The organism is Mycolicibacterium bacteremicum (assembly GCF_002086115.1).
GTDB classification, from domain to species: Bacteria; Actinomycetota; Actinomycetes; order Mycobacteriales; family Mycobacteriaceae; genus Mycobacterium; species Mycobacterium bacteremicum.
This window is the reverse complement of sequence record NZ_MVHJ01000021.1, coordinates 1-22,580: the sequence shown is the minus strand read 5'-3', so window position 1 is coordinate 22,580 and position 22,580 is coordinate 1. Positions and strand designations below refer to the sequence as shown.

Here is a 22,580-nt window from a genome sequence, read left to right as displayed (position 1 = left end):
CTACAGGTCCAGCACCAACCGCTCACCCGGGAACCGGGCCCGTGACACGCACACCAGCATGTCCCCGGCCGCCCGCTCGGCATCGGTCAACCGCACATCGCGATGCTCGACCTCACCGGACACCACCCGTTGCACACACGTCCCACAGAACCCCTGCTGGCACGAGTAGCCGATATCCGGCCGCGCCCCGCGCAACGCCGCCAGCGTGCTCTGATTCGCCTGCACCTCAACCACTTCGCCACCGCGCAGCTCCAGCGAGAACGGTGCGCCGTCCACCACCGGCAGCGGGGAGAACCGCTCGACGTGCAGTTCGGTGCCGACGGGCACCGCCTGGCCGACCATCTCCATCATCGGCGGCGGACCGCATGCGTACACCGCGGTCGCGGCATCCACCCCGTCCAGAAGGTCTGCGGCCGTGGGCAATCCGGCGTCATCGGTGCGGACCACCACCTTGTCCCCGAATGCCTCCAGCTCATCGAGGAACGGCAGGCTGGCCAGACTGCGCCCGGTATAGCGCAGCGACCACGGCACCCCGACCCGCTCGGCCAGCCGCACCATCGGCAGGATCGGGGTGATCCCGATACCGCCGGCGATGAACCGCAAGGTCGAGGACCGCGAACCCGATCCGGGCAACGGCATCATGAACGCATTGCGCGGAACGCTGACCTCGATCAGATCACCGACGTTCAGCGCGTGCATCTCGATCGAGCCGCCGAGCCCTTCGGCGCTGTGCCGCACCGCAATCCGGTACTCATCGGCCCTTTCGGGATCCCCGCACAGCGAATACTGCCGGGTCCGGCCCGACGGCAGATACAGGTCGATATGCGCCCCGGCGTGCCAGCCGCGCAGCTCACCGCGATCGGGAGCGGCCAGCGTGAACGCCACCACCTCGGGATCGCGGGCCACCACCTCGCGGCCGACGACCTCCAGCGTGCGGCGGTTGGACGCCGTCGGCAGCTCGGGCAGGTCCTCGTCGGGCACCAGCTTCATCACCACCGACAAGAAGTGCGGCACCGCCGCGCCCGCCACCCGGATCAGCAGATCGGGCGCCGAGCGGTACAGACCCGGTGGTGGCTCCCCGACATAGGGACGTAACAGCTTGTCCAGTCGGCTCATGAAAAGGCGCGCGCGGCCGGCGAGCTGGCCAGGTAAGCGACGGCCTGCGCAGTGCTGCCCTCGTTCGCGGGGTTGTAGTCACGCTTGAGCAGGGTCAGCCCGGATCGTGCGATGAAGCCCACCGACGGGGTCGACCCCCGCTTGGCCGACTTGCGCAGCTTCCACATCATCCGGAGGTAGCCGTCGTTGGGCAGCGCCGGATCCTCGCGAACCAGGAACTTCATCGCCCGCAGCACGATCGTGAAGAACACCACGCTGGTCAGCGCGCCCGCGGCGGCCTGAGCCACGTAGTCCATGCCGAAGTACTTCGCGACATTGAACGAGACGTGGCGGTGCTCGACCTCCTCGGCACCGTGCCAGCGGTACAGATCGGACATGGTGGGGTCGGCGTCGAGCTCATCCCAGTTGTTGTTCAAGGCCCAGTCGCCCAGCACGCCGGTGTAGTGCTCGGCCGCGCTGAGGGCGTGGGTGCCCGAGGCGAGCGCCTTGCGCCGGTTGGCGGGGCTGGCCTTGGCCATCCGCTGTTCGTACTGGCCGACCACCCATTCGAGCTGCTTCTGGAACGGCTCGGGATCGATCCCGTGCCGCAGCAGATACTCGTCGAGCACATCATCGTGGGTCTTGGCGTGCACCGCCTCCTGCCCGATGAACCCGATGATCTCCTCGCGCAGCTGATCGTCGCGCACGTATTCGAGGGCATCGGAGAGCAATTTGGCGAACCAGCGCTCGGCCACCGGCAGCACCAGGTTGAGCGCGGTGACCGAGTGCGAGCCGTACGGGTCACCGGGGATCCAGTGCAGCGGGGCCGCTGACCAGTCGAAATTGACGTTTCTGGGCCGTAGGGCGACTTCTTCGGGGGCGAACGTATCCGCCGCAGCCGAGGACGCGCGGGTATCAGGCATTACCCCATACTGCCCGTAAATCCGTCGGGAAAACATCCGCGGAGCAAATACCGCGTCGGCCAGGACGCCGGTCCGGACCGCTGACCGGGCGGCATACTCCTGTGCGTGGCGAAAAAGCGGGACAGATCACCCACCGACCGCGCGGTCTGGCTGACCCCGGAGCAGCAGCGCGCCTGGCTCGCCTTCATGCGGGTGCAGCTGCGGATGGAGTACGAGATGAACCGCCAGTTGCAGGCCGACTCCGGGTTGTCGCTGTCGGACTATCACGTGCTGGTGGCCCTCAGCGACAATCCCGGCGGGATGCGGGTCGGCGATCTGGCCGCGCACATCGGCTGGGAACGCAGCCGGGTGTCGCATCAACTGCGCCGCATGGAGCAGCGCGGGCTGACGTTGCGCCAGGCCGGCGCCGAGGACGCCCGCACCACCAACGTCGTGCTCACCAAGCAGGGTCGCGCGGCGATCGAGGACGCCGCCCCGGCCCATGTCGACCTGGTGCGCCGCTTGTTCTTCGACGCGCTGCCCGACCCGCTGCTGGGGCCTTTCACGACCGCGCTGGAGCACATCCACGTCAACCTCAACCTGAACAGCTCGCTGCCGCCCGCACCCCACTAGAATGGTGATCTATCACCCAATAGGAGAACCCGCCATGAGCGATACCGTCACCGACCTGATGCAGGCGAACCTGCTCGCCGTCTTCAACCAACGCGATCCGCAGGCCCGCGCGGACGCCATCGCCACCACCTATGCCACCGAGGTCCGCTGGACCGACGACGAGGGTGTGGTCACCGGCCACGACGCCCTGGACGAGAAGGCCGCGCACCTGCAGGCGGGCCTGGCCGGGATGCACTTCGCGCCGGCCGGCCCGGTGCGCCAGACCCGCGGCTTCGGCTTCCTGGCCTGGGAGGTGCGCCGCGACGAGGACGACGCCGCGGTGATGACCGGATTCGACGTCGCCCTGATCGCCGACGGACGCATCACCGACCTGTGGACCGTGCTGACCGGACCGGCCTCGGAATAGGTGACACATCACCTGACGTTCTGGCCGTCGCAACACTTCGACGAAGGGAACGATCATGGGACAGCTCGACGGTAAGACCGCTCTGGTGACCGGCGGCACCTCCGGCATCGGACTGGCCGGTGCCAAGCGGTTCGCCGCGGAGGGCGCCGAGGTCTTCATCACCGGACGCGACCGCGCCCGCCTGGACGAGGCCGTCGCCGCCATCGGCCCGCGCGCCCACGCGGTGCAGGGTGACATCAGCAAGCTCGCCGACCTGGACGCACTGGCCGACGCGATCAAAGCGGCCGGACGCGGACTGGACGTGCTGTACGCCAACGCCGGCGGCGGTGACTTCGCGACGCTGGCCGATGTCACCGAGCAGCACTACCGCGACAACTTCGACCGCAACGTGGCCGGCACCGTGTTCACCGTGCAGAAGATGCTCCCGCTGCTCAACGACGGCGCCTCGGTCATCATCACCGGATCGACCGCGGCCACCGAGGCGACCCCCAGCTTCGGCCTCTACGCGGCGTCCAAGGCCGCGATCCGCTCGCTGGGCCGCACCTGGGCCGCCGAACTGGCCGACCGCAACATCCGGGTCAACACCATCGTCCCCGGGCCCATCGAGACGCCCGGGCTGACCGGGCTGGCCAGCGACGCCGAGCAGGAGAAGGCGCTGCTGGACGGACTGGCCGCCGGGGTGGTGCTCAACCGACTCGGCCATGTCGACGAAATCGCTTCGGCCGTCCTGTTCCTGGCGACCGATCAGAGCAGCTACATGACCGGTGCGGAGCTGGCCGTGCACGGCGGCAAGCTGCAGATCTGAGTCACCAGGGGGACTTGACGTAATCCTTGAGGAAGCAGCCGTACACGTCCTCGCCGGCCTCGCCGCGCACGATCGGGTCATACACCCGGGCGGCACCGTCGACGAGGTCGAGCGGGGCGTGGAAACCCTCCTCGGCCAGCCGCAGCTTGGTCGGGTGCGGGCGTTCATCGGTGATCCAACCGGTGTCCACCGCGGTCATCAGGATGCCGTCGGTCTCCAGCATCTCCGCGGCGCTGGTGCGGGTCAGCATGTTCAGCGCGGCCTTGGCCATATTGGTGTGCGGATGACCCGGGCCCTTGTACGCGCGGCCGAACTGGCCCTCCATCGCCGAGACGTTGACGACGTACTTGCGCCGCGCCGGGGCGGCGGCCATCGCCGGACGCAGCCGGCTGACCAGGATGAACGGCGCGGTCTGGTTACACAGCTGCACCTCGAGCAGCTCCATCGCGTCGATCTCGTCGACGTGCTGGGTCCAGCTGTTGACCGGGGCGGTGTCGGGCAGCAGTCCGCCGGCGTCGATGGCGGTGCCCGCGGCGATGCGCTCCGGGGAGGCGCTGCGCGCGACGAGTGCCAGTTCGGTCACCTGGTGGGTCTGCTGTTCGGCGAGGCTGCCGACCAGGGCGGCCGGGTGTGCGTCGCTGACCCGGTCGAAGGAGATGACCCCGGCCGTCCTGGCGACCAGCTCCGGGGACGCGGTGCGCTCGGCGTCGACCAGCGCGGTGTAGGAGCCCGGCGAGCGGCGCACGGTCTGGGCGGCGTTGTTGATCAGGATGTCCAGCGGCCCCGCGTCGGCGACGGTATCGGCCAGCGCGACGACCTGCGCCGGGTCGCGCAGGTCGATGCCGACGACGCTGAGCCGGTGCAACCAGTCCGCGCTGTCGGGCATCGCCGCGAAGCGCCGCACCGCGTCGTTCGGGAACCGGGTGGTGATGGTGGTGTGCGCGCCGTCGCGCAGCAGCCGCAGCGCGATGTACATGCCGATCTTGGCCCGGCCACCGGTCAGCAGCGCGCGTCGGCCGGTCAGATCGGTGCGGGCGTCGCGTTTGGCGTGGCTGAACGCCGCGCAGTCCGGGCAGAGCTGGTGGTAGAACGCGTCGACCACGGTGTGCTGCTGCTTGCAGATGTAGCAGGCCCGGGGCTTGATCAGGGTGCCGGCGGTCGCGCCCTTGGTCGCCGAGACCAGCGGCAGCCCGGCGGTCTCGTCGTCGATGCGCCCGGGCGCCCCGGTGGCGGTCGCGGCGATGACGGCGCGGTCGGCGGCGGCCACCGCGTCGCGCTTGGCGGTGCGGCGGGCCTTGCGCACCGACTTGAAGATGCCGGCGGTGGCCCGGCGCACGGCGACGGCATCGGGGTGTTCGGGGGGCAGGGCCTCGACGTCGGCGAGCACCTGCAGGCAGGTGGCCATCTTGTCGGGGTCGATCGCGTTCACCGAGGTAGCGTACGGGTTTGCGGCGCCCGGAGGGGAATCCTCAGGCGGTGATGCCGCTCTCGGCCAGCCGGCGCCGCGACGCCTCGGTCCGGATCACCTTCGGCCACCAGAACCACTTGCCCAGCAGCGCGGCCACCGCGGGCGTCATGAAGGACCGCACGACCAGGGTGTCGAACAGCAGCCCGAGCGCGATCGTCGTCCCCACCTGGGCCATCACCGTCAGGTCGCTGAACGCGAACGAGGCCATGGTGAACGCGAACACCAGGCCCGCCGAGGTGACCACCGACCCGGTGCCGGCCATCGCCCGGATGATGCCGGTCTTCAGGCCGCCGTGCAGTTCCTCCTTGAACCGGCTGACCAGCAGCAGGTTGTAGTCCGAGCCGACGGCGAGCAGCAGGATCACCGACATGGGCAGCACCATCCAGTGCAGCTCGAGTCCGAGCAGGTGCTGCCACAGCAGCACCGACATGCCGAACGACGCGCCCAGGGACAGCAGCACCGTCCCGACGATGACCGCGGCCGCGACCAGGCTGCGGGTGATCAGCAGCATGATGACGAATATCAGTGCCGACGCCGCGATTCCGGCGATCACCAGATCCCACTGGGCGCCGTCGTGCATGTCCTTATAGGTGGCCGCGGTGCCGGCCAGGAACACCTTGGAGCCCTCCAGCGGGGTACCCTTGATGGCCTCGCGGGCGGCCTGTTTGATCGGGTCGACGTGCGCGATGCCCTCCGGGGTGGCCGGGTCCCCGTCGTGGGAGATGATGAACCGCACCGACTTTCCGTCCGGTGAGATGAAGTTGTCCATCCCGCGCTTGAAGTCGGCGTTCTCGAAGGCCTCCGGCGGCAGGTAGAACGTGTCGTCATTGCGCGCGGCGTCGAAGGCCTCCCCCATCGCGGTTGAGTTCTCCTGCATGGCCGAACCCTGGTCCTGCATGCCCTTCTGGGTCTGATACATCGTGAGCATCGAATGCCGCATCGTCTTCATGGTCTCGATGTTCTGCGGCATGATCTCGACCAGTTGCGGCATCAGGGTATCGAGGCGCTGCAGGTCGGGGACGACGGTTTCGATGTCGGTGGTCAGCACGTCGATGCCGTCGAGGGTGTCGAACACCGAGCGGATGGCCCAGCAGCCCGGGATGTCGTAGCAGTGTGGTTCCCAGTAGAAATAGTTGCGCAGCGGGCGCATGAAATCGTCGAAATTGGCGATGTAGTCCCGTAATTCGGCGGTGTCCAGCGTCAGGTCGGTGGTCTTGAGGACCATCTGGTGGGTGGTGGCGGCCATCTGCTCGGTGATGGCCGACATCTGCTCCATGGTCTCGATGTTGGTCTGCATGTCGTCGGCCTGGCGCAGCATGTCGGCGAACTGGTCCTGGCGGTACTTCTCGTTCATGGTCTGGGTGGCACCCTGCTGGCTGAGCATGAACGGAATCGTGGTGTGCTCGATGGGTTTTCCGTTGGGCCGGGTGATGGTCTGCACCCGCGCGACGCCGGGCACCGCGAGGATGGCCTTGGCGATCTTGTTGATCACCAGGAAGTCCGCCGGGTTGCGCAGATCCTGGTCGCTTTCCACCATCAGCAGTTCGGGGTTCATCCGCGCGGCGCTGAAATGCCGTTCGGCGGCCTGGTATCCGACGTTCGCCGACAGCTCGGTGGGCAGATAGCGCCGCGCGTCGTAATTGGTCTTGTAGCCGGGCAGGGTGACCAGACCGATCAGCGCCAGCGCCAGCGTCGCCACCAGAACCGGTCCGGGCCAGCGCACCACCGTCACGCCGATGCGCCGCCAGCCGCGGGACCGGATGGCGCGCTTGGGTTCGAAGCGGCCGAACCGGCTGCCGATGGTGATGACGGCCGGGCCCAGCGTCAGCGCGGCGAGCACGGCGACCAGCGTGCCGATGGCGCACGGCACACCCATGGTCTGGAAGTACGGCAGCCGGGTGAACGACAGGCACAGCATGGCCCCGGCGATGGTCAGCCCCGAGCCCAGCACCACGTGCGCGGTGCCGCCGAACATGCTGTAGTACGCGCTTTCCCGGTCCTCACCGACACCGCGGGCCTCCTGATAGCGCCCAACGGCGAAGATCGCGTAGTCGGTGCCCGCGGCGATGACCATCAGTGTCAGCAGGTTCACCGCGAAGGTGGACAGCCCGATGACCCCGGCGTTGGCCAGGAAGGCGACCACCCCGCGGGCGGCGCCGAGTTCGACGAAGACCATCAGCAGGATGAGGATCGTGGTGCCGATGGACCGGTAGACGATCAGCAGCATCGCCAGGATGACGCCGAGGGTGATCAGGGTGACCAGGAAGATGCTCTTGTCGCCGGCGTGGTGCTGGTCGGAGATCAGCGGTGCGCCGCCGGTGACGAAGACGTGCAGACCCGGTGGCGGCGGGGTCTGAGCGACGATATCGCGCACGGCCTGCACCGATTCGTTGGCCAGCGTCTCGCCCTGGTTGCCGTGCAGGTAGAGCTGCACATAGGCCGATTTGCCGTCGGCGCTCTGCGCGCCGGCCGCGGTCAGGGTGTCACCCCAGAAGTCGGCGACGTGCTGGATGTGCACGGGGTCGGATTCGAACTTGTCGATCAGGCCGTCGTAGTAGTGGTGCGCCTCGTCGCCGAGGGGCTGATCACCCTCGAGCACCACCATGGCGTTGGAGTCGGAGTCGAACTCGTCGAAGTTGGCGCCGATGCGTTTCATCGCGATCATCGACGGCGCGTCCTGAGCACTCAGGCCGACGGTGTTGGCCTCGCCGACCTTCTCCAGGGAGGGCACCAGCACGTTGGTGGCGACGACCAGTGCCAGCCAGGCCAGCACGACGGGTACCGCGAGGGTGCGGATGAGGTGGGCGATCCTGGATCGCTGGCCATTGCTGGCGTTCATCGAATGGGCCTGTCGCTACAGAATCGCTGTTGCGCGTAACTTAAGTAGCCCGTTTAACCATTAGCAAGCCGTGCGACGGATTGACAGCAACCTCACAGGCTCAGTCGAACAGGCCGTCCAGCGCGGTCTGCTCCAGCTTCACCCACCGGCCCACGTCCTTGCGGACCGCCTCGACCTGTTTGGGCGTCAGGTGCTGCGCCCCGTCCTCGGGGGTGATGCGGCACAGATCCATCGGGCCGCCGACGCTCGGTGAGGACGCGTCCAGTGCGTCGAGCACCCGCAGCGCGGCCACCACGCCGTAGTTCACATCGCGGTCGGCCACCTGGAACTGGGTCAGCAGCGCGTGCGCCTGCTGCGCCATCGCCGCGCCGCTGCCGACCGCCTGGAACCCGGTCTCCTCGTGATGGCCGAGCAGCGCGTTCGGGTCGAGGTCGATGATGAACGGCGTGTCTCCGACGTAGCCGGCGGCCAGCACATAGGTGGCCGGCGTTCCCGCGGCTTTCTGCCCCGGTACCTCGGGAATGAAGTTCTCGTAATGGTGCTGCATGATCGGCCGCACCCGGGCCTGGATGGCGTGCCCGATGTCCTTGGCCTCGACGACGGCGTCGGCCTCCTCGTTGAACAGCTGCTCGACGTCGTAGAGCACCGCCCGCGACCCGCTGCCACCCCAGGCGGCGTTGCTGCCGAGTGGGTGCAGCTTCTGGGCGGGATAGGTCAGCCCCCGGCCCGGGTCGGTGATCTGGGAATCCGATGCCATCACGATTCCGTTGGCACACCGCAGAGCGAGGACGACGGTCATGATCCGAGCCTACGGTGGGGTGATGACCGCGGACGAGCAGCGTGCCGGCGTCGAGCTGACCAACCTGGACCAACCGCTCGGCCCCGACGCCGGGGCCACCAAGCGCGATCTGGTCGACTACCTGGACGGGGTCGCCGACCGGATCCTGCCCGTGCTCGCGGACCGGCCGCTGACGGTGCTGCGGGTGTTGCGTGGGCGCGCGCCGTTCATGCAGAAGAACGTCCCGAAGTACACGCCGGAGTGGGTGAAGACGGTGCCGGTGTGGGCCGAGGCATCGCACCGGGAGATCCACTACGCGCTGTGCGATGACCGGCGCACGCTGCTGTGGCTGGCCAATCAGCGCGCCGTCGAATACCACCCGGCGCTCGGGTTCGCCGCGAACATCTACCGCCCGACGCATCTGATCCTGGACCTCGACCCGCCCGACGGCGCCGACTTCGCCGCGGTGGTGGCAGTGGCGCTGCTTGTGCGGCAGGCACTGGCCGATGCCGGGCTGGCCGGCGCGGTGAAGACCAGCGGGTCGCGCGGGGTGCATATCTTCGTGCCGGTCGCCGACGACTCGAGCGGTGACGACGTCGCCGCCGCCACCCGGGCATTGGCCGCCCGTGCCGAGGCTCTCGATCCGTCCATCGCCACAACGGCTTTCATCGTCGAGGACCGCGGCGGCAAGGTGTTCGTCGACGCGACCCGCTCCGGTGGCGCGACGGTGGCGGCGGCCTACAGTCCGCGGTTGCGACCGGGCACGCCGGTGTCGTTTCCGTTGTCGTGGTCGGAGTTGCCTACTGTGCAGCCCGGTGATTTCACCGTGCACACCGCGCTGGAGCGCCTCGGTGACGGCGACCCGTGGGCGGCCGAGATGCCGGCGCCACAGCGGCTGCCCGCCGATCTCGTCGCACAGGGCCACACCATCCCGGTCGCCCGGGTCGCGGCGATGCACGAGGGCAAGCGGCGGGCCAGGGCGCGACGCGAACAGGGCTCGGTTTGATCACGGCCATTGCCCCGCGGTGTGCATCGCTGCTGGACTGGGCGGATGGGGACGCTGGCGCTGATCGTGCTGGTCGCTGCCGCCGCCGCGGTCGGCGGCTATGCGGTGGGCCGGCGTAGTCAGACGCGCACCCGGCGGATCTTCCTGGTCGGTTTCCTGTGTGGGTCGGTGGCCGGTGGGCCGGTGCGGCGGCGGCTGATGCGGATGGTCGCGGTGCGTCAGCCGGTACGCAGGCCGGTGCTGCGCGGGTCGCTCAGACCGCGGATTGCTGTGCAGCGCCGATGAAGTCGACGCCGGCATTGATCGCCGCGCGGTGCCGCAGAATCCGGTAGTGCGCCAACCGGCCCAAGCCGCGGGTGGTCACCAGCTCCGATCCGGGCCACTCGTCGATGAGCGCCTTGCTGTAGTGGTACGGCGCATCCGGATCATCGGGGTCGTGAATCACCAGCAGCGGGGTCGGGGTCGGCAGGTTCGTCCCGATGACGCCGAGATCGGTATCGAACAACGGCATCTCGATGCGCTTGCTGAGCCGGCGGTGCAGGCCGTCGCGGATCCGCGGCCCGAAACCGTGCCGTTCGGCGAACAGGTCGAGGTAGAAACCGAAGTCGCCCATCGGCGCCAGGAACACCATGCGCTCGATCTCGGTGCCGCGGGCCAGCGCCAGCGCCGCGGCCTTGGCGCCCAGTGAGTGCGCGATCACCGCGCGGGCCGGCCCGTGGGTGCGCACCACGGCGCGGAAGGCCTCGGTGCACTCGACCAGGTGCGTGCGACCCGGCGCCAGCGAGCCGGTATCGGAATCGTTGTGGGCCGGCAGATCGAAGGCGATGACGCGGTGCCCGGAGTTGACGAGCGGTTTGACGAAGACGCCCAGGTGCGCGCGGCAGCCACCCCAACCGTGCACCAGGTACACCACGGGACCCTCGCCCCAGGCCTCGCCCGCGACGCGGTGCCCGTCCCAGAACGCCTCGACCGGCTCGCTGGGCGGCACCCCGGGCGGCATGCGCAGACTGGCGTCGACCTGCGGCGGGGTGCACCACAGCTCGGTGGCCCACTTGGCGCCGATCGCGGGCGCGAACCGTTCCAGCAGGCCGAGGGCGCGGCGGATGCGCGGTTCGACCGGCGGCTCGATACCCGAACCGGCCTGATCCTCGGAGTGCGCGCTGTCGCCGACCATCAACTGTCCCCTCGCCCCATGGCGCCGATCCTAATTGTGGGTGCCCGCGCCCTGGCAAACTGTGCGCCATCGACGCAACAGCGCGCACCGTGCCCCGACGTCCCGCCGATATCGACGTCGCGACGTTTCGTGCGCTGACCGGACGAACCGATGTCACCGACGTGCGCATTGTCGGTACCGAGCACGGCACAGCGCTGCGGGCCCGGCTGGAGGTGGCTGGTGACCCGCGCCTCCCGGACCGGGCGTTTGTGAAGCTGGCCCCGGTGCGGCCGGCCGAGCGCGTCTTCAACCGGATGATGAACCTCGCGCGCAACGAGGCGTCGGCCTACCGCCTGCTCGGCGACGACCTCGCCGATGCGGTCCCCCGCGTCTACGGCACCGCCGCCCGCGGCGGCCGGGCGGTCGTGATGCTCGAGGACCTCGCCGACCGCGACGCACGCTTCCCGGCGTTGCGCGTCGGCGCCACCGCCGCCGAAGCGCTGGCGATCGCGCGGCTGCTGGGGTCGGTGCACGGCCGTTTCTGGGACCGGCTGCACGAGTTCCCGGTGTTCGCCGGGTCGCGCAGCACCCGACTCGGCCCGCACTCCTGGCACCTGCTGCGCACCATCCCATCGGAATTCGGCGATATCGTCACGCCGGCCGTGCGGGCGCGGGCGATGCGGTTGATCGAGCGGCGCTGGGACATCGCCGCGCTGCTGCGCCGCGAGCCGGCCAGCCTGCTGCACGGAGACACGCATCTGGGCAACATCTGCTTCGTCGGGCAGCAGCCGCTGCTGTTCGACTGGCAGATGGCCGCGGTCGGCCCGGCGGTGAAGGATCTCGCCTACTTCGCCTGCACCTCGGTGGACGTGGACACCCGGCGCCGCATCGACACCGATCTGGTGCACGCCTACGTCGAGGCGTTGAACGGCACTGGCGCGCAACGGCTTACCGTGGAGCAGGCGTGGCGGGGTTACCGGTTGTTCGCGTTCACCGCGTTCGTCGCCGCGGGCGTCACCGCCGCATTCGGCAAGCGGTTGCAGGGTGCGGCGACGACCCGCGCGGGCCTGCACCGCGCCGTCGAGGCCATGACCGACCTCGACTCGTTGGAGATTCTGGAATCACTGTTGAGATGAGGAGCGTCAATGCACACGAGCACCCTGGTCCGCGCGATCGGCGTCGCCCGCACGTTCGGCGGTTTGTCGGCCTATGTCTGGCCGGACGCGTTCGCCAAGTACGGGCAGATCCCCGACGCCGGCGGTAGCACCGACGCCCGCTACATCGCGCGGTTGTTCGGTGCCCGCGATATCGTCGTCGGCCTCGCCACCGTCGCGGGGCCGGCCCAGCGCACCGGCCTGTGGATGGGCGTGGCGTTCGATGCCTTCGACACCACGTCGAATCTGCTGGCCGGTCGCGAGGGCAAGGAGGCGCGGTGGGTCGGTGCGGCGAGCCTGCTGACGGCCGGGTTCACCGCTTTCGGGGTGGCGGTCGGCCGGCGCTGGGCGGCCGAGGACGCGTCGAGTGTCGCGAAGTTGTCGAGATAGCGGGCGAAACTCGACAACTTGGCGACGCGCGGCGCGCGAATCTGAAGTAGATGGCGCGAATTCCGCCTGACGCCACCATCGTCTTCAGAGTCGACGCGCGACAGGCGCACGAAAAAGGCCCGGACCTCGCGGTCCGGGCCTTTCCTGTGGAGCTGCCGGGAATTGAACCCGGGTCCTACGGCATTCCCTCAAGACTTCTCCGTGCGCAGTCCGCTATGCCTCTACTCGGATCTCCCGGTCACGCGAACAAGCCGAGATGACGATCCCAGTCGCTGTTTGATGTCCCCACGGGTCCCGCGACCGAACCCGTGGGTGGGTCCCTCTAGCTGATGCCAGGGTCCGGGCCGAGGGCGCTCCCGGTCTGACAGACACGCAGTCGCTTAGGCAGCGAGTGCGTAGTCGCGCTGATTGGAATCGGCGCTTAATTGGTTGCAACGACGCTTACGGTGGTCTCTTGCCTGCACCGGCACGCTTCCCTTGATTCGATGCGCGAAGTCGAAACCGTTCAGCCCCTCGCATCCCCGCCGAGGTTCGGCAGGACTTTCCATCTTAGCCCCTGCTGCAACAACCGCCAGCGATTAAATAGTCCCGACCGCGCTGCGCGTGAGCTCGACCAGTTCCGCCATCGGCACCGGGCGGCCGAACAGGTATCCCTGCCCGAACTCGCAGCCGGCCCGGCACACCATGTCGACCTGCTCCGAGGTCTCGATGCCCTCGGCGATCACCCCGAAACCCAGCTCGCCGCACAGGTTGGTCACCGACCGGTACAGCGTCAGGTCGCGGCCGGGGTCGACATCGGAGGCCAGCGTGCGATCCAGTTTCACGATGTCCACCGGCAGGCAGTGCAGATAGAGCAGCGAGTTGAACCCCGACCCGAAGTCATCCAGCGCGACCTTGACGCCGAGCTGGCCGAATCGCTTGATCTGCATCGCCGCCCGGTCCAGATCCACGATCGGCTCGGTCTCGGTGATCTCCAGGATCAGCCGGCCGCGCGGGATCCGGTGTCGCTCCAGCACCTCGCGCACCTTCTCCTCGAAGCCCGGATTACCCAGCCGGGCGCCCCCGATGTTGACGTGGATGTCCAGGTCGAGCCCGCTGTTGGTGGCCTCGGCGCAGGCCATGTCGAGCACCAGGGCGTCGAACTCGGCCCCCATCCCGGCCGCCTCGGTGTCGGCGACGAACGTCTCGGGTGAGATGTCGATCCCGTTGCCTGCGGTCCACCGGGCCAGCGCCTCCACCGCCACCGGGGCGCCGTCGGGCACGCGCACCACCGGCTGATAGACCAGCCGGAACCCGGCGGGGGGCCGCCCGCCCGCTTCGCGCAGTACGGTCGGGAAGTCGACGACGGCGCCGGCCGCCGGGTTGTAGACCACGGCGGTGTTCTTGCCCATCCGCTTGCTTGCGTACATCGCGACATCGGCCTGGCGCAGCAGGCTGTCCGAGGTCTGCGGCAGCCCGTCGGCATCCGAGCGCACCAGGCCCATGCTGGCCCGCACCCGCAGCGAGGAACCGTGCACCGGGAACGGGTCGCGCAGCGCGATGCGCAGGCGCTCGGCGGCGCCCTCCAGCTGTTCACTGTGCTCACCGTCGCTCTCGATGAGGACCGCGAACTCGTCACCGCCGACGCGCGCCAGGGTGTCGTTCTCCCCGATGGACCGCGACAACCGCTCCCCCACCGCGCGCAGCAGTTCGTCGCCGGCGGCGTGGCCGAACCGGTCGTTGACCTCCTTGAAATCGTCGAGATCCAGGAAGATCAGCACGAACCGCCCGTCCGCCATCGCCTCGTCGAGACGTTTGTTGAACAGCGTCCGGTTGGGCAGCCCGGTCAGCGCATCGTGATGAACCTGATGCGCCAGCCCGCGCTGCGCCCAGTACAGCCATTGCGTCAACGACCGCTCGGCCCGGGTGGCGAACACCTGCCGACTGGCCACCAGCGCGACCAGCAGGACGGTCAGGAGCATCGTGGGCATGGACAGCTCACGCTCGATGTAGAGGTGGTAGGCGAACAGCACCGCCACACCCAGGAACCCCACATAGGGCAACAGCAGCTGCGGCCAGTCAAGCCGCCGGAACGCCGTGGGGTCCGGCGGCGGCGTGGTGGGCAGGAACGCGAACGCGGTGAGCACCGGGCCGATGATCAGCCCGATCCCGATCCACAGTTCGGCCTCGGTCCGGTCGACCGAGCGCAGGTAGGCCAGCAGCCGGTTCGCCGTACCCATCAGCAGCAGCCCGCCGGCCAGCAGCAGATAGTTCGTCCGGTTCGGCCGGCCGGGGTCGTAGATCATGGCGATCAGGACGATCGCGCCCACCACAGAGATCTCGGCGCCGATGAAGATGACGTCGAGCACCCGCATGCCGGGGCTGGCCGCCGCGAACCGGGTGCCCAGATCGCTCATCACCGCCAGGATCAAGAAGGCGATCGCAGCGATCACACCGTCCAGGGCGTTGGTGATCAGGGATGGACGCATCGGGCTGTCGGCCGGTGCCCGCACGCCGCCGCTGGCACGCACCAGCAGCACCACCGTGGCGAAGACCAGGATCGGCAGCGAGAGATAGATGATGCGGGCGAGCAGCGGCGCCCAGTCGGCCATGTGCAGCTGCCACAAGGTCTGGCCGATCACCCAGTTCACCAGCGCCACGACAAAGGTCAGGCGCCACCAGCGATCCGGGCCGTGCACGCGAGCCGCCACCACGATGCCGCAGATGATGGCGGCAATACCGGCGCTGATCTGCAGAATCAGTTCGCCGGTGTCCGCGGCCGAGTCACCCCAGGGTGCGGCGGCATTGACCGCTGCCACCACCGTGACGCCGGCCAGGACGAGTGCACACAGACGCGAGCGTCGCACTGTCACCGATCCTCCCGTGCGTCTTAACGCGTGGGCGAACTATATCGCTGTACCCCGTGCGATCCCTGGAAATGCCGCGGAGGCAGATTTCACGCCGCGGCGCGAGCGTGCGCGAACTTCGGCACGGACGCGGCGTGTTGGGGTGCAGACACGCACGCTCGGCGGGAACGGGAGGGGGCTCTCAGGCCATGCCCTTGGCACGGCGGCCCAGTTCGCGGACGACCTCGCGTTGCGCGTCGCGCTTGGCCAGGTCCTGGCGCTTGTCGCGGGCCTCTTTACCGCGGGCCAGCGCCAGTTCGACCTTGACCTTGCCGTCGACGAAGTACATCGACAGCGGCACCAGCGTCAGGTTGCCGTCGCGGATCTTGCCGACCAGGGTGTCGATCTGGCGACGGTGCATCAGCAGCTTGCGGTTGCGTCGCGGCGCGTGGTTGGTCCAGCTGCCGTGGTGATATTCGGCGATGTGCAGATTGTGCAGCCACACCTCGCCGTCGTCGATGGTCGCGAACGCGTCCACCAGCGAGGCCTGACCGTCGCGCAGGCTTTTCACCTCGGTGCCCACCAGCACGACCCCGGCCTCGAAGGTTTCCAGGATCGAATAGTTGTGTCGGGCCTTGCGATTGGTCGCGACGACGAAATTGTTCGCCTTCTCGCCGGCTTTGTCGGGTTTCTTGCTCTTGGTTGCCATCATCATCTTCGTACGTAGAGGCGCAGCGTCACGTACGCAGTCAGCCCGGCCATCGCCACACCCACGAACAGCAGGATCGGCGATACATAAAGTATGTCGGCGAAGTCCAGCGGCGCAATCAAATTAGCCTGGGTGAACTGCGAGAGCGCCTTCTCCAGGAACAGCGAGCGCACCGTCAGCAGACCCAGCAGCGCCAGCACCACACCGACGAACGCGGCCAGCATGGCCTCCACCAGGAACGGCAGCTGGGTGTACCAGCGGGTCGCGCCGACCAGGCGCATGATCCCGATCTCGGTGCGCCGGGTATACGCGGCGACCTGAACCATGTTGGCGATCAACAGGATCGCACCGATCGCCTGCACCAGCGCCACCGCGAACGCCGCACTGGACATGCCGTCGAGCAGCGCGAACAACCGGTCGATCAGGTCCTTCTGGTTGAGCACGTTGAGCACACCGGGCTGGCCCTGCATCGCGGCGTCGAAATCGACATGCTGCTCCGGGTTTTCCAGCTTCACGATGAACGAGGCCGGGAACGCGTCCTTGCTGGCGACGTCCTTGAAGGCCGGGATCTTCTTGATCGCGTCCTCGTAGGCGTCGGCCTGGTTCAGATAGCGCACCGAGCGCACGTCATCGCGCGCGTCGATCTGCGCGCGCAGCGCCTTGCACGGGTCCTGATCGCAGCTCGGGTCGTTGGCCGAGACGTCGTTGGTCAGGAAGACCTGGCTCTCGACGCGGTCCAGGTAGATGTCACGGGACTGGTCGGCCACCCGCATGACCAGCAGACCGCCGCCGAACAGGCCGATGGAGATGGCCGTCGTCAAGATCATGGCCACCGTCATGGTGACGTTGCGGCGAAGTCCGGTCCAGACCTCGTTGACCAAAAAGCCGAAGCGCACTAGCGATCCATTCCGTAGACACCGCGCTGTTCGTCGCGGATGAGCCGGCCCAGTTCCAGTTCGATGACGCGCTGACGCATCGAGTCCACGATGTGGTGGTCGTGCGTAGCCATCAGAACGGTGGTGCCGGTGCGGTTGATCCGCTCAAGCAGATCCATGATGTCCTTGCTGGTTTCCGGGTCCAGGTTGCCGGTCGGCTCGTCGGCGATCAGCAGCAGGGGGCGGTTGACGAACGCGCGGGCGATCGCGACGCGCTGCTGCTCGCCGCCGGAGAGCTCGTGCGGCAGCCGGGCGGCCTTGCCGGACAGGCCGACCATCTCCAGCACATCGGGCACCACCCGGTTGATGACGTCACCGCGCTTGCCGATCACCTCCAGGGCGAAGGCGACGTTCTCGAAGACCGTCTTCTGCTGCAGCAGCCGGAAGTCCTGGAACACGCAGCCGATCACCTGCCGCAGCTGCGGGATGTGCCGGTCGGCGAGCTTGTTGACGTGGAACTTGGAGACCCGGATATCGCCCTTGGACGGGTGTTCGGCGCCGAGCAGCAGCCGCATGAAGGTCGACTTGCCCGAGCCCGACGGGCCGATCAGGAAGACGAACTCACCCTTGTCGATCTTGAGCGAGACGTCATCCAACGCCGGCCGGGCAGAGGATTTGTACTGCTTGCTCACTTTGTCGAGGGTGATCATCACGGCACGCCAGTGTAGCCGGAGGTCGACGGGTGTCAGTTCGGGCTGGGGGCGGGCGTCGGCGGAGTCGCCCCCGCGGCCGGCGGCGGACCAGGCAGAACCGGCAGCGTGATCGGCGGAAGCAGACCGCCCGGGCCGTCCGGGTCGACCACCGTCGTGGTGGGCGGCGCACCCGGCGACGTCGTCGTGGTGTCCTCGGGTCCGGGCGGGCCCGTCGTGGTGGTGGTCGTCGTGGTGGGCGCGCTGGTCGTCGGCTCCGGCGGCTCCGTCGTCGTCGGGGTGGTGGTCCGCGGATAGGTCGTGCGCGGCGCCTCCTGCACCTGGGTGCGCGGCACCCAGGTGTACTCCGGGTCGGGCACGAAACCGGGCGGCACGGTCTGGGTGACCGGGGCCGGCTCCGGCGGTGGGCGGTAGGTCTCGTACAGCCAGGCGGTGAAGAAGAACGCGATGATCAGGGCGATCGTCGACGTGCGCATCCGCCCGCCGAACACGTATGCCGGCCAGCGCCGGGTCTCGTCGCCACCGGCGCGGGAGATCAATTTCACTGGCCCCGCACCTCCGAGTTGGCGGCCAACGACGTCGACTCCGGCTTGGAGACGATGCCGGCCCTCGCCAGCGCGGCGATGACCAGCAGGCGCAGCTGCCTGCCGACCTCGAACTGCTTACCGGGCAGCGTGCGGGCCACCATCCGCAGGTTCACGGTCTCGAGCTCCAGGCTCTCCACACCCATCAGCTGCGGCTGGTCGAGCAGCAGTTCGCTCATCGCCGGGTTCTTCATCGCGTTCTCGCAGACCGCGTGCAGCAGTTCGTTGACGGCGTTGAGGTCCGCCGACGTCGGCACCGGGATGTCGACGACCGCACGCGCCCAGTCCTTGGACAGGTTGAGCGATTTCATGATCTGACCATTGGGGACGGTGAAGACCTCACCGTCGCTGGTGCGCAGTTTGGTGACGCGCAGAGTGACGTCCTCGACGGTGCCGGTGGCGTCGTTGGACGCGCCGAGCGTCAGCGTCACCAGGTCACCGAAGCCGTACTGCTTCTCGGTGATGATGAAGAAGCCCGACAGCAGGTCCTGCACGATGCGCTGGGCGCCGAAACCGAGCGCGGCGCCGAGCACCGCGGCCGGCGCGACCAGCGAGCCCAGCGGGATGGCCAGGATGTCGGTGATCTGCAGCAGCACGATCACGCAGATCAGCGCGATCGTCACCCAGGAGATCACCGACGCGACGGCCTGGCGGTGCTTGGCCGTCTCGGTGCGCACCAGGGCGTCGCTTTCCCGGAAGTCGGCGTCGATGCGCCGGGTGATCCGCTGCGCACCCCAGTTCACGAACCGGGCCAGCAAGATTGCCAGGATCACCAGCATGACGATGCGCAGGCCGCGAGTGATGATCCACTCGCCGATGTCACCGCGCCAGAAGTCGTGCCAACGGTCGGCCAATGAGAAGGCGAGAATGCTGTTAGTCGTCGTCATCTTTCCTGTTGCGCCATCGGATACCGGCCTCCAGGAAGCCGTCGATGTCGCCGTCGAGCACCGCGGCCGGCGAGCCGACCTCATATTCGGTGCGTAGGTCTTTGACCATCTGATAGGGGTGCAGCACGTAGGAACGCATCTGGTTACCCCAGGAACTACCGCCGTCACCCTTGAGCGCGTCCATTTCCGCGCGCTCCTCCTGGCGCTTGCGCTCCAGCAGCTTGGCCTGCAGCACGCGCATCGCCGACACCTTGTTCTGCAGCTGGCTCTTCTCGTTCTGGCAGGTGACGACGACGCCGGTGGGGATGTGGGTCAGCCGCACCGCCGAGTCGGTGGTGTTGACCGACTGCCCACCCGGTCCGCTGGAGCGGTAGACGTCGACGCGGATATCGCCCTCGGGGATGTCGATGTGGTCGGTGGTCTCCACCACCGGCAACACCTCGACCTCGGCGAACGAGGTCTGCCGACGGCCCTGGTTGTCGAAGGGGCTGATCCGCACCAGCCGGTGGGTGCCCTGCTCGACCGACAGCGTGCCGTAGGCGTACGGGGCATGCACCGCGAAGGTGGCGCTCTTGATACCGGCCTCTTCGGCGTAGGACGTGTCGAACACCTCGACCGGATATTTGTGGCCCTCGGCCCAGCGGATGTACATCCGCATCAGCATCTCGGCCCAGTCCGCGGCGTCGACGCCACCGGCGCCGGAACGGATGTTGACCAGCGCCTCGCGCTCGTCGTACTCCCCGGACAGCAGCGTCCGGACCTCCATGGCCTCGATGTCCTCGCGCAACTTGGTCAGCTCCGCGTCGGCTTCGTTGCGTTCGTCCTCCCCGCCCTCCTCGGCGGCCAGTTCGTAGAGCACCGGCAGGTCCTCGACGCGCTGGCGGAGCTCCTCGACACGGCGCAGTTCGTTCTGCGCGTGCGACAGCTCGCTGGTCACCTTCTGGGCGTGTGCCTGGTCGTTCCACAGGGTGGGGTCGGCGGCCTCGGCTTCGAGTGTTCCGATGCGGGCGCGCAGACCCTCGACATCGAGCACCCGCTCCACGGTCGTCAACGTGGTGTCGAGGGCGGCGATATCGGCAAGACGGTCTGGATCCACGATTGTTGAGGTTACCGGTCGGCTTCGCCGGACTCGGCCCTCGATCGGCCCTGCGCGACTAGGCTCGGGTCAGGTAACCGCCCCCGGCGACGACGCGACAGCCCCTTGCGCGCCGCCGGTCAGCCTCACGAAAAGGCCATGCATGCGCCCGTACCACGTGGCGATTGTCGGCTCCGGCCCGTCCGGGTTCTTTGCCGCCGCATCGCTGTTGAAGTCTGAGCACGACGACCGCGACTTCCGCATCGACATGATCGAGATGCTGCCCACCCCGTGGGGGCTGGTCCGGTCCGGTGTCGCGCCCGACCACCCGAAGATCAAGTCGATCAGCGCGCAGTTCGCCAAGACCGCCGAGGATCCACGGTTCCGGTTCTTCGGCAACGTCGGTGTCGGCGAGCATGTGCACGCCGCCGAGTTGGCCGAGCGCTACGACGCGGTGATCTATGCGATCGGCGCGCAGTCCGACCGGGTGCTCGGCATCCCCGGCGAGGATCTGCCCGGCAGCGTGTCGGCGGTCGACTTCGTCGGGTGGTACAACGGGCACCCGCATTTCGAGGAGACCGCGCCGGACCTCAACGTGCAGCGCGCGGTGGTGATCGGCAACGGCAACGTGGCGCTGGACGTGGCGCGGATCCTGATCAGTGAGCCGCAGATCCTGGCCCAGACCGATATCGCCGACCACGCGCTGGATCAGCTGGGGACCCGCGCCGTGCAAGAGGTCATCGTGGTGGGCCGGCGCGGTCCGCTGCAGGCGCCGTTCACGACGATGGAGCTGCGCGAGCTCGGGCACATGGAACAGATGGCCGAGGTGGACATCATCGTCGAGCGCGCCGACTTCGATGGCATCACCGATGACGATCTGGCGGCCGCCGACAAGACGGTGCGCACCAATATCAAGGTGTTGCGTGAGTACGCCGAGCTGCAACCCGAGGGGGCCCAGCGCCGGGTGGTGTTCCGCTTTGCCACCTCGCCGGTGGAGATCCGCGGGACCGACAAGGTCGAGTCGATCGTGTTGGGCCGCAACGAACTGGTCGACGAGGGCGGCCGGGTGGTGGCCAAAGACACCGGCGAGCGCGAGGAGCTGCCGGTGCAGCTGGTGGTGCGCGCGGTCGGGTATCGCGGGGTCGCCGTGGACGGGCTGCCCTTCGACGAGCGCTCCGGCACCATCCCGCACTCCCACGGGCGGATCGAGGGCCGCGAGCACGAGTATGTCGTCGGCTGGATCAAGCGCGGGCCGTCCGGGGTGATCGGGTCGAACAAGAAGGACTCCGCCGACACCGTCGACACGTTGTTGGACGATCTCGGTGAGCCGCGCTTCGGCGAGGACCATGCCCAGGAGTTGCACGACTGGCTGCTGTCACGTCAGCCCCGGCTGGTCACCGATGCGCACTGGGAGCGCATCGACGCCCACGAGCGCGCGGTCGGCGAGGCGCAGCACCGCCCGCGGGTCAAGGTGGCCAACGTCGAGAAGCTTTTGGGCATCGCGCACGGCTGAGGTTTTAGGGACCGGGTCCGATGGCTGAGGTTCCAGGTACCGGATCTGACGCTGAGGTTCCAAAGATTGGATCTGACGGCTGAGGTTCCGGAGACCTCGCCGGACGGCTGAGGTTCCAGGTACCGGATCTGGCCCCTATGGCGAGATCCCGCTCAGGGTCGTGAATTCGGCCGATTCCGCGCAACCCTCAACCCTGAGCCCGATCTCGCGGCGAGATCGTGCTGAGGGTCGTCGTATCGCGGAATTTCCGGCAATGAGCCACCCTGATGCCGATCTCGCCATAGCGTTTCGGCGGGTATGTCGCCCGGACAGCCGGCCGGTCACTCGCCGGGCGGCGGGGTGATCTTGTCGGCCTCGATAGTGAGAATGAGCCGGGTTTCATCGGGATTGCCGCTGAAATAGGGGTAGGGCATGCCCAGGTATTTCTGCGAGATCTCGTGGATGCTCTCGTGACCACCCTCGCTCGTGGTGGCTGCGACGCGACCCCGGATGGCGTAGAAGCGCCGGATGTCGTCGGGATCGGCCACGTTGATAGCGATCCGTGGATCGCGGGCGAGATTGCGGTCCTTCTGCGAGCCGCCGACGATGTTGAGCACGATGTGCTCACCGTCGGTGTGCACCCAGGTCTCGGTCAGCTGCGGCGATCCGTCGGGCATCAGCGTTGCGACGAAACACGGGCTCGGTTTGCGCAGCAGGTCCAGCAGGCCGGCCGGAAGTTGTTGCGGCATGGTCACTCTCAGTTGTTGGGCGGGTAGTTCGGCGGCGGCTGGTTG

Annotated in this window: 22 protein-coding genes and 1 other RNA gene; 8 read left to right on the top strand and 15 right to left on the bottom strand. The window is 68.2% G+C overall.

Annotation, left to right across the window (positions count from 1 at the left end; genetic code table 11):
* Positions 1 to 1,116, bottom strand: coding sequence for a PDR/VanB family oxidoreductase (locus BST17_RS20665; RefSeq protein WP_083060776.1), 1,116 nt, complete (start codon positions 1,114 to 1,116; stop codon positions 1 to 3).
* Positions 1,113 to 2,018: a metal-dependent hydrolase gene (locus BST17_RS20660; protein ID WP_234807752.1), complete on the bottom strand. Its 906-nt coding sequence runs from the start codon at positions 2,016 to 2,018 to the stop codon at positions 1,113 to 1,115. The genes BST17_RS20665 and BST17_RS20660 overlap by 4 nt, the downstream gene beginning before the upstream one ends.
* Before the next feature lie 105 nt (positions 2,019 to 2,123).
* On the opposite strand from BST17_RS20660, the gene BST17_RS20655 reads away from it, so the two are divergent.
* Genes BST17_RS20655 through BST17_RS20645 form a run of 3 tightly spaced genes read left to right on the top strand, consistent with a single transcriptional unit; the run spans position 2,124 to position 3,841 of the window.
* The gene (locus BST17_RS20655) at positions 2,124 to 2,630 is read left to right on the top strand and encodes a MarR family winged helix-turn-helix transcriptional regulator (RefSeq protein ID WP_308214751.1); all 507 of its coding nucleotides are present in this window, start codon (positions 2,124 to 2,126) and stop codon (positions 2,628 to 2,630) included.
* 34 nt (positions 2,631 to 2,664) lie between these two features.
* A complete protein-coding gene (locus BST17_RS20650; protein WP_234807751.1) occupies positions 2,665 to 3,036 on the top strand; it encodes a nuclear transport factor 2 family protein in 372 nt (123 codons plus the stop codon).
* Positions 3,037 to 3,091: 55 nt separating this feature from the next.
* Positions 3,092 to 3,841 carry an SDR family oxidoreductase gene (locus tag BST17_RS20645; protein ID WP_083060774.1) on the top strand — a complete coding sequence of 250 codons (750 nt, stop codon included), beginning with the start codon at positions 3,092 to 3,094 and terminating at the stop codon, positions 3,839 to 3,841.
* 1 nt (position 3,842) lies between these two features.
* Here the strand turns inward: BST17_RS20645 and BST17_RS20640 are convergent, their stop codons facing one another.
* From BST17_RS20640 to BST17_RS20630, 3 genes are all read right to left on the bottom strand, one after another.
* Positions 3,843 to 5,270 (bottom strand): SDR family NAD(P)-dependent oxidoreductase, encoded by a 1,428-nt coding sequence (locus tag BST17_RS20640; protein ID WP_083060773.1) that lies wholly within the window; start codon positions 5,268 to 5,270, stop codon positions 3,843 to 3,845.
* 40 nt (positions 5,271 to 5,310) lie between these two features.
* Positions 5,311 to 8,148 carry an MMPL/RND family transporter gene (locus BST17_RS20635; RefSeq protein WP_083060772.1) on the bottom strand — a complete coding sequence of 946 codons (2,838 nt, stop codon included), beginning with the start codon at positions 8,146 to 8,148 and terminating at the stop codon, positions 5,311 to 5,313.
* Between the two features lie 100 nt (positions 8,149 to 8,248).
* A complete protein-coding gene (locus BST17_RS20630; protein WP_083060771.1) occupies positions 8,249 to 8,947 on the bottom strand; it encodes an Ntn hydrolase family protein in 699 nt (232 codons plus the stop codon).
* Positions 8,948 to 8,969: 22 nt separating this feature from the next.
* On the opposite strand from BST17_RS20630, the gene BST17_RS20625 reads away from it, so the two are divergent.
* Positions 8,970 to 9,932: a DNA polymerase domain-containing protein gene (locus tag BST17_RS20625; RefSeq protein ID WP_083060820.1), complete on the top strand. Its 963-nt coding sequence runs from the start codon at positions 8,970 to 8,972 to the stop codon at positions 9,930 to 9,932.
* Between the two features lie 45 nt (positions 9,933 to 9,977).
* Positions 9,978 to 10,217 (top strand): hypothetical protein, encoded by a 240-nt coding sequence (locus BST17_RS20620; protein ID WP_083060770.1) that lies wholly within the window; start codon positions 9,978 to 9,980, stop codon positions 10,215 to 10,217.
* Here BST17_RS20620 and BST17_RS20615 read toward each other — a convergent pair.
* Positions 10,186 to 11,106, bottom strand: coding sequence for an alpha/beta fold hydrolase (locus BST17_RS20615; protein WP_083060769.1), 921 nt, complete (start codon positions 11,104 to 11,106; stop codon positions 10,186 to 10,188). The genes BST17_RS20620 and BST17_RS20615 overlap by 32 nt on opposite strands.
* Positions 11,107 to 11,195: 89 nt before the next feature.
* On the opposite strand from BST17_RS20615, the gene BST17_RS20610 reads away from it, so the two are divergent.
* Positions 11,196 to 12,221 carry an aminoglycoside phosphotransferase family protein gene (locus BST17_RS20610; protein WP_234807750.1) on the top strand — a complete coding sequence of 342 codons (1,026 nt, stop codon included), beginning with the start codon at positions 11,196 to 11,198 and terminating at the stop codon, positions 12,219 to 12,221.
* Positions 12,222 to 12,230: 9 nt separating this feature from the next.
* Positions 12,231 to 12,629 carry a hypothetical protein gene (locus BST17_RS20605; protein ID WP_083060767.1) on the top strand — a complete coding sequence of 133 codons (399 nt, stop codon included), beginning with the start codon at positions 12,231 to 12,233 and terminating at the stop codon, positions 12,627 to 12,629.
* Between the two features lie 144 nt (positions 12,630 to 12,773).
* Here the strand turns inward: BST17_RS20605 and ssrA are convergent.
* The 8 genes from ssrA to prfB all read right to left on the bottom strand — a co-directional run bounded on the left by ssrA (position 12,774) and on the right by prfB (position 20,315).
* Positions 12,774 to 13,142, bottom strand: a transfer-messenger RNA (tmRNA) gene (ssrA, locus tag BST17_RS20600).
* Between the two features lie 65 nt (positions 13,143 to 13,207).
* Complete coding sequence (locus BST17_RS20595) at positions 13,208 to 15,475, bottom strand: putative bifunctional diguanylate cyclase/phosphodiesterase (RefSeq protein WP_308214752.1); 2,268 nt, start codon at positions 15,473 to 15,475, stop codon at positions 13,208 to 13,210.
* A gap of 181 nt (positions 15,476 to 15,656) precedes the next feature.
* Positions 15,657 to 16,163: an SsrA-binding protein SmpB gene (gene smpB, locus BST17_RS20590; protein WP_083060819.1), complete on the bottom strand. Its 507-nt coding sequence runs from the start codon at positions 16,161 to 16,163 to the stop codon at positions 15,657 to 15,659.
* 2 nt (positions 16,164 to 16,165) lie between these two features.
* On the bottom strand, positions 16,166 to 17,059 hold the full coding sequence (gene ftsX, locus BST17_RS20585) for a permease-like cell division protein FtsX (RefSeq protein WP_083060765.1): 894 nt from the start codon (positions 17,057 to 17,059) through the stop codon (positions 16,166 to 16,168).
* A complete protein-coding gene (ftsE, locus tag BST17_RS20580) occupies positions 17,059 to 17,748 on the bottom strand; it encodes a cell division ATP-binding protein FtsE (RefSeq protein WP_019514436.1) in 690 nt (229 codons plus the stop codon). The genes ftsX and ftsE overlap by 1 nt, the downstream gene beginning before the upstream one ends.
* Positions 17,749 to 17,783: 35 nt before the next feature.
* Positions 17,784 to 18,293, bottom strand: a complete 510-nt coding sequence (locus BST17_RS20575) for an Rv3103c family proline-rich protein (protein ID WP_083060764.1) — start codon at positions 18,291 to 18,293, stop codon at positions 17,784 to 17,786.
* A complete protein-coding gene (locus BST17_RS20570) occupies positions 18,290 to 19,219 on the bottom strand; it encodes a mechanosensitive ion channel family protein (RefSeq protein ID WP_083060763.1) in 930 nt (309 codons plus the stop codon). Before BST17_RS20570 ends, BST17_RS20575 begins: the two co-directional genes overlap by 4 nt.
* Positions 19,206 to 20,315: a peptide chain release factor 2 gene (gene prfB / locus BST17_RS20565; protein WP_083060762.1), complete on the bottom strand. Its 1,110-nt coding sequence runs from the start codon at positions 20,313 to 20,315 to the stop codon at positions 19,206 to 19,208. The genes BST17_RS20570 and prfB overlap by 14 nt, the downstream gene beginning before the upstream one ends.
* Before the next feature lie 142 nt (positions 20,316 to 20,457).
* Between prfB and BST17_RS20560 the strand changes: the two genes are divergently transcribed.
* Positions 20,458 to 21,807 carry an FAD-dependent oxidoreductase gene (locus BST17_RS20560; RefSeq protein ID WP_083060761.1) on the top strand — a complete coding sequence of 450 codons (1,350 nt, stop codon included), beginning with the start codon at positions 20,458 to 20,460 and terminating at the stop codon, positions 21,805 to 21,807.
* Positions 21,808 to 22,127: 320 nt separating this feature from the next.
* Here BST17_RS20560 and BST17_RS20555 read toward each other — a convergent pair.
* Positions 22,128 to 22,580, bottom strand: a 453-nt coding sequence (locus tag BST17_RS20555; protein WP_234807749.1) for a PPOX class F420-dependent oxidoreductase, incomplete at its 5' end; no start/stop codon positions are given.

What these genes read in the sequence shown, in the direction of transcription:
- BST17_RS20665 (WP_083060776.1), bottom strand. Translation starts at nt 1,116, where the DNA reads ATGAGCCGACTGGACAAGCTGTTACGTCCCTATGTCGGGGAGCCACCA.
- BST17_RS20660 (WP_234807752.1), bottom strand. Translation starts at nt 2,018, where the DNA reads ATGCCTGATACCCGCGCGTCCTCGGCTGCGGCGGATACGTTCGCCCCC.
- BST17_RS20650 (WP_234807751.1), top strand. Translation starts at nt 2,665, where the DNA reads ATGAGCGATACCGTCACCGACCTGATGCAGGCGAACCTGCTCGCCGTC.
- BST17_RS20645 (WP_083060774.1), top strand. Translation starts at nt 3,092, where the DNA reads ATGGGACAGCTCGACGGTAAGACCGCTCTGGTGACCGGCGGCACCTCC.
- BST17_RS20635 (WP_083060772.1), bottom strand. Translation starts at nt 8,148, where the DNA reads ATGAACGCCAGCAATGGCCAGCGATCCAGGATCGCCCACCTCATCCGC.
- BST17_RS20630 (WP_083060771.1), bottom strand. Translation starts at nt 8,947, where the DNA reads ATGACCGTCGTCCTCGCTCTGCGGTGTGCCAACGGAATCGTGATGGCA.
- BST17_RS20625 (WP_083060820.1), top strand. Translation starts at nt 8,970, where the DNA reads ATGACCGCGGACGAGCAGCGTGCCGGCGTCGAGCTGACCAACCTGGAC.
- BST17_RS20620 (WP_083060770.1), top strand. Translation starts at nt 9,978, where the DNA reads ATGGGGACGCTGGCGCTGATCGTGCTGGTCGCTGCCGCCGCCGCGGTC.
- BST17_RS20615 (WP_083060769.1), bottom strand. Translation starts at nt 11,106, where the DNA reads ATGGTCGGCGACAGCGCGCACTCCGAGGATCAGGCCGGTTCGGGTATC.
- BST17_RS20605 (WP_083060767.1), top strand. Translation starts at nt 12,231, where the DNA reads ATGCACACGAGCACCCTGGTCCGCGCGATCGGCGTCGCCCGCACGTTC.
- smpB (WP_083060819.1), bottom strand. Translation starts at nt 16,163, where the DNA reads ATGGCAACCAAGAGCAAGAAACCCGACAAAGCCGGCGAGAAGGCGAAC.
- ftsE (WP_019514436.1), bottom strand. Translation starts at nt 17,748, where the DNA reads ATGATCACCCTCGACAAAGTGAGCAAGCAGTACAAATCCTCTGCCCGG.
- BST17_RS20570 (WP_083060763.1), bottom strand. Translation starts at nt 19,219, where the DNA reads ATGACGACGACTAACAGCATTCTCGCCTTCTCATTGGCCGACCGTTGG.
- BST17_RS20560 (WP_083060761.1), top strand. Translation starts at nt 20,458, where the DNA reads ATGCGCCCGTACCACGTGGCGATTGTCGGCTCCGGCCCGTCCGGGTTC.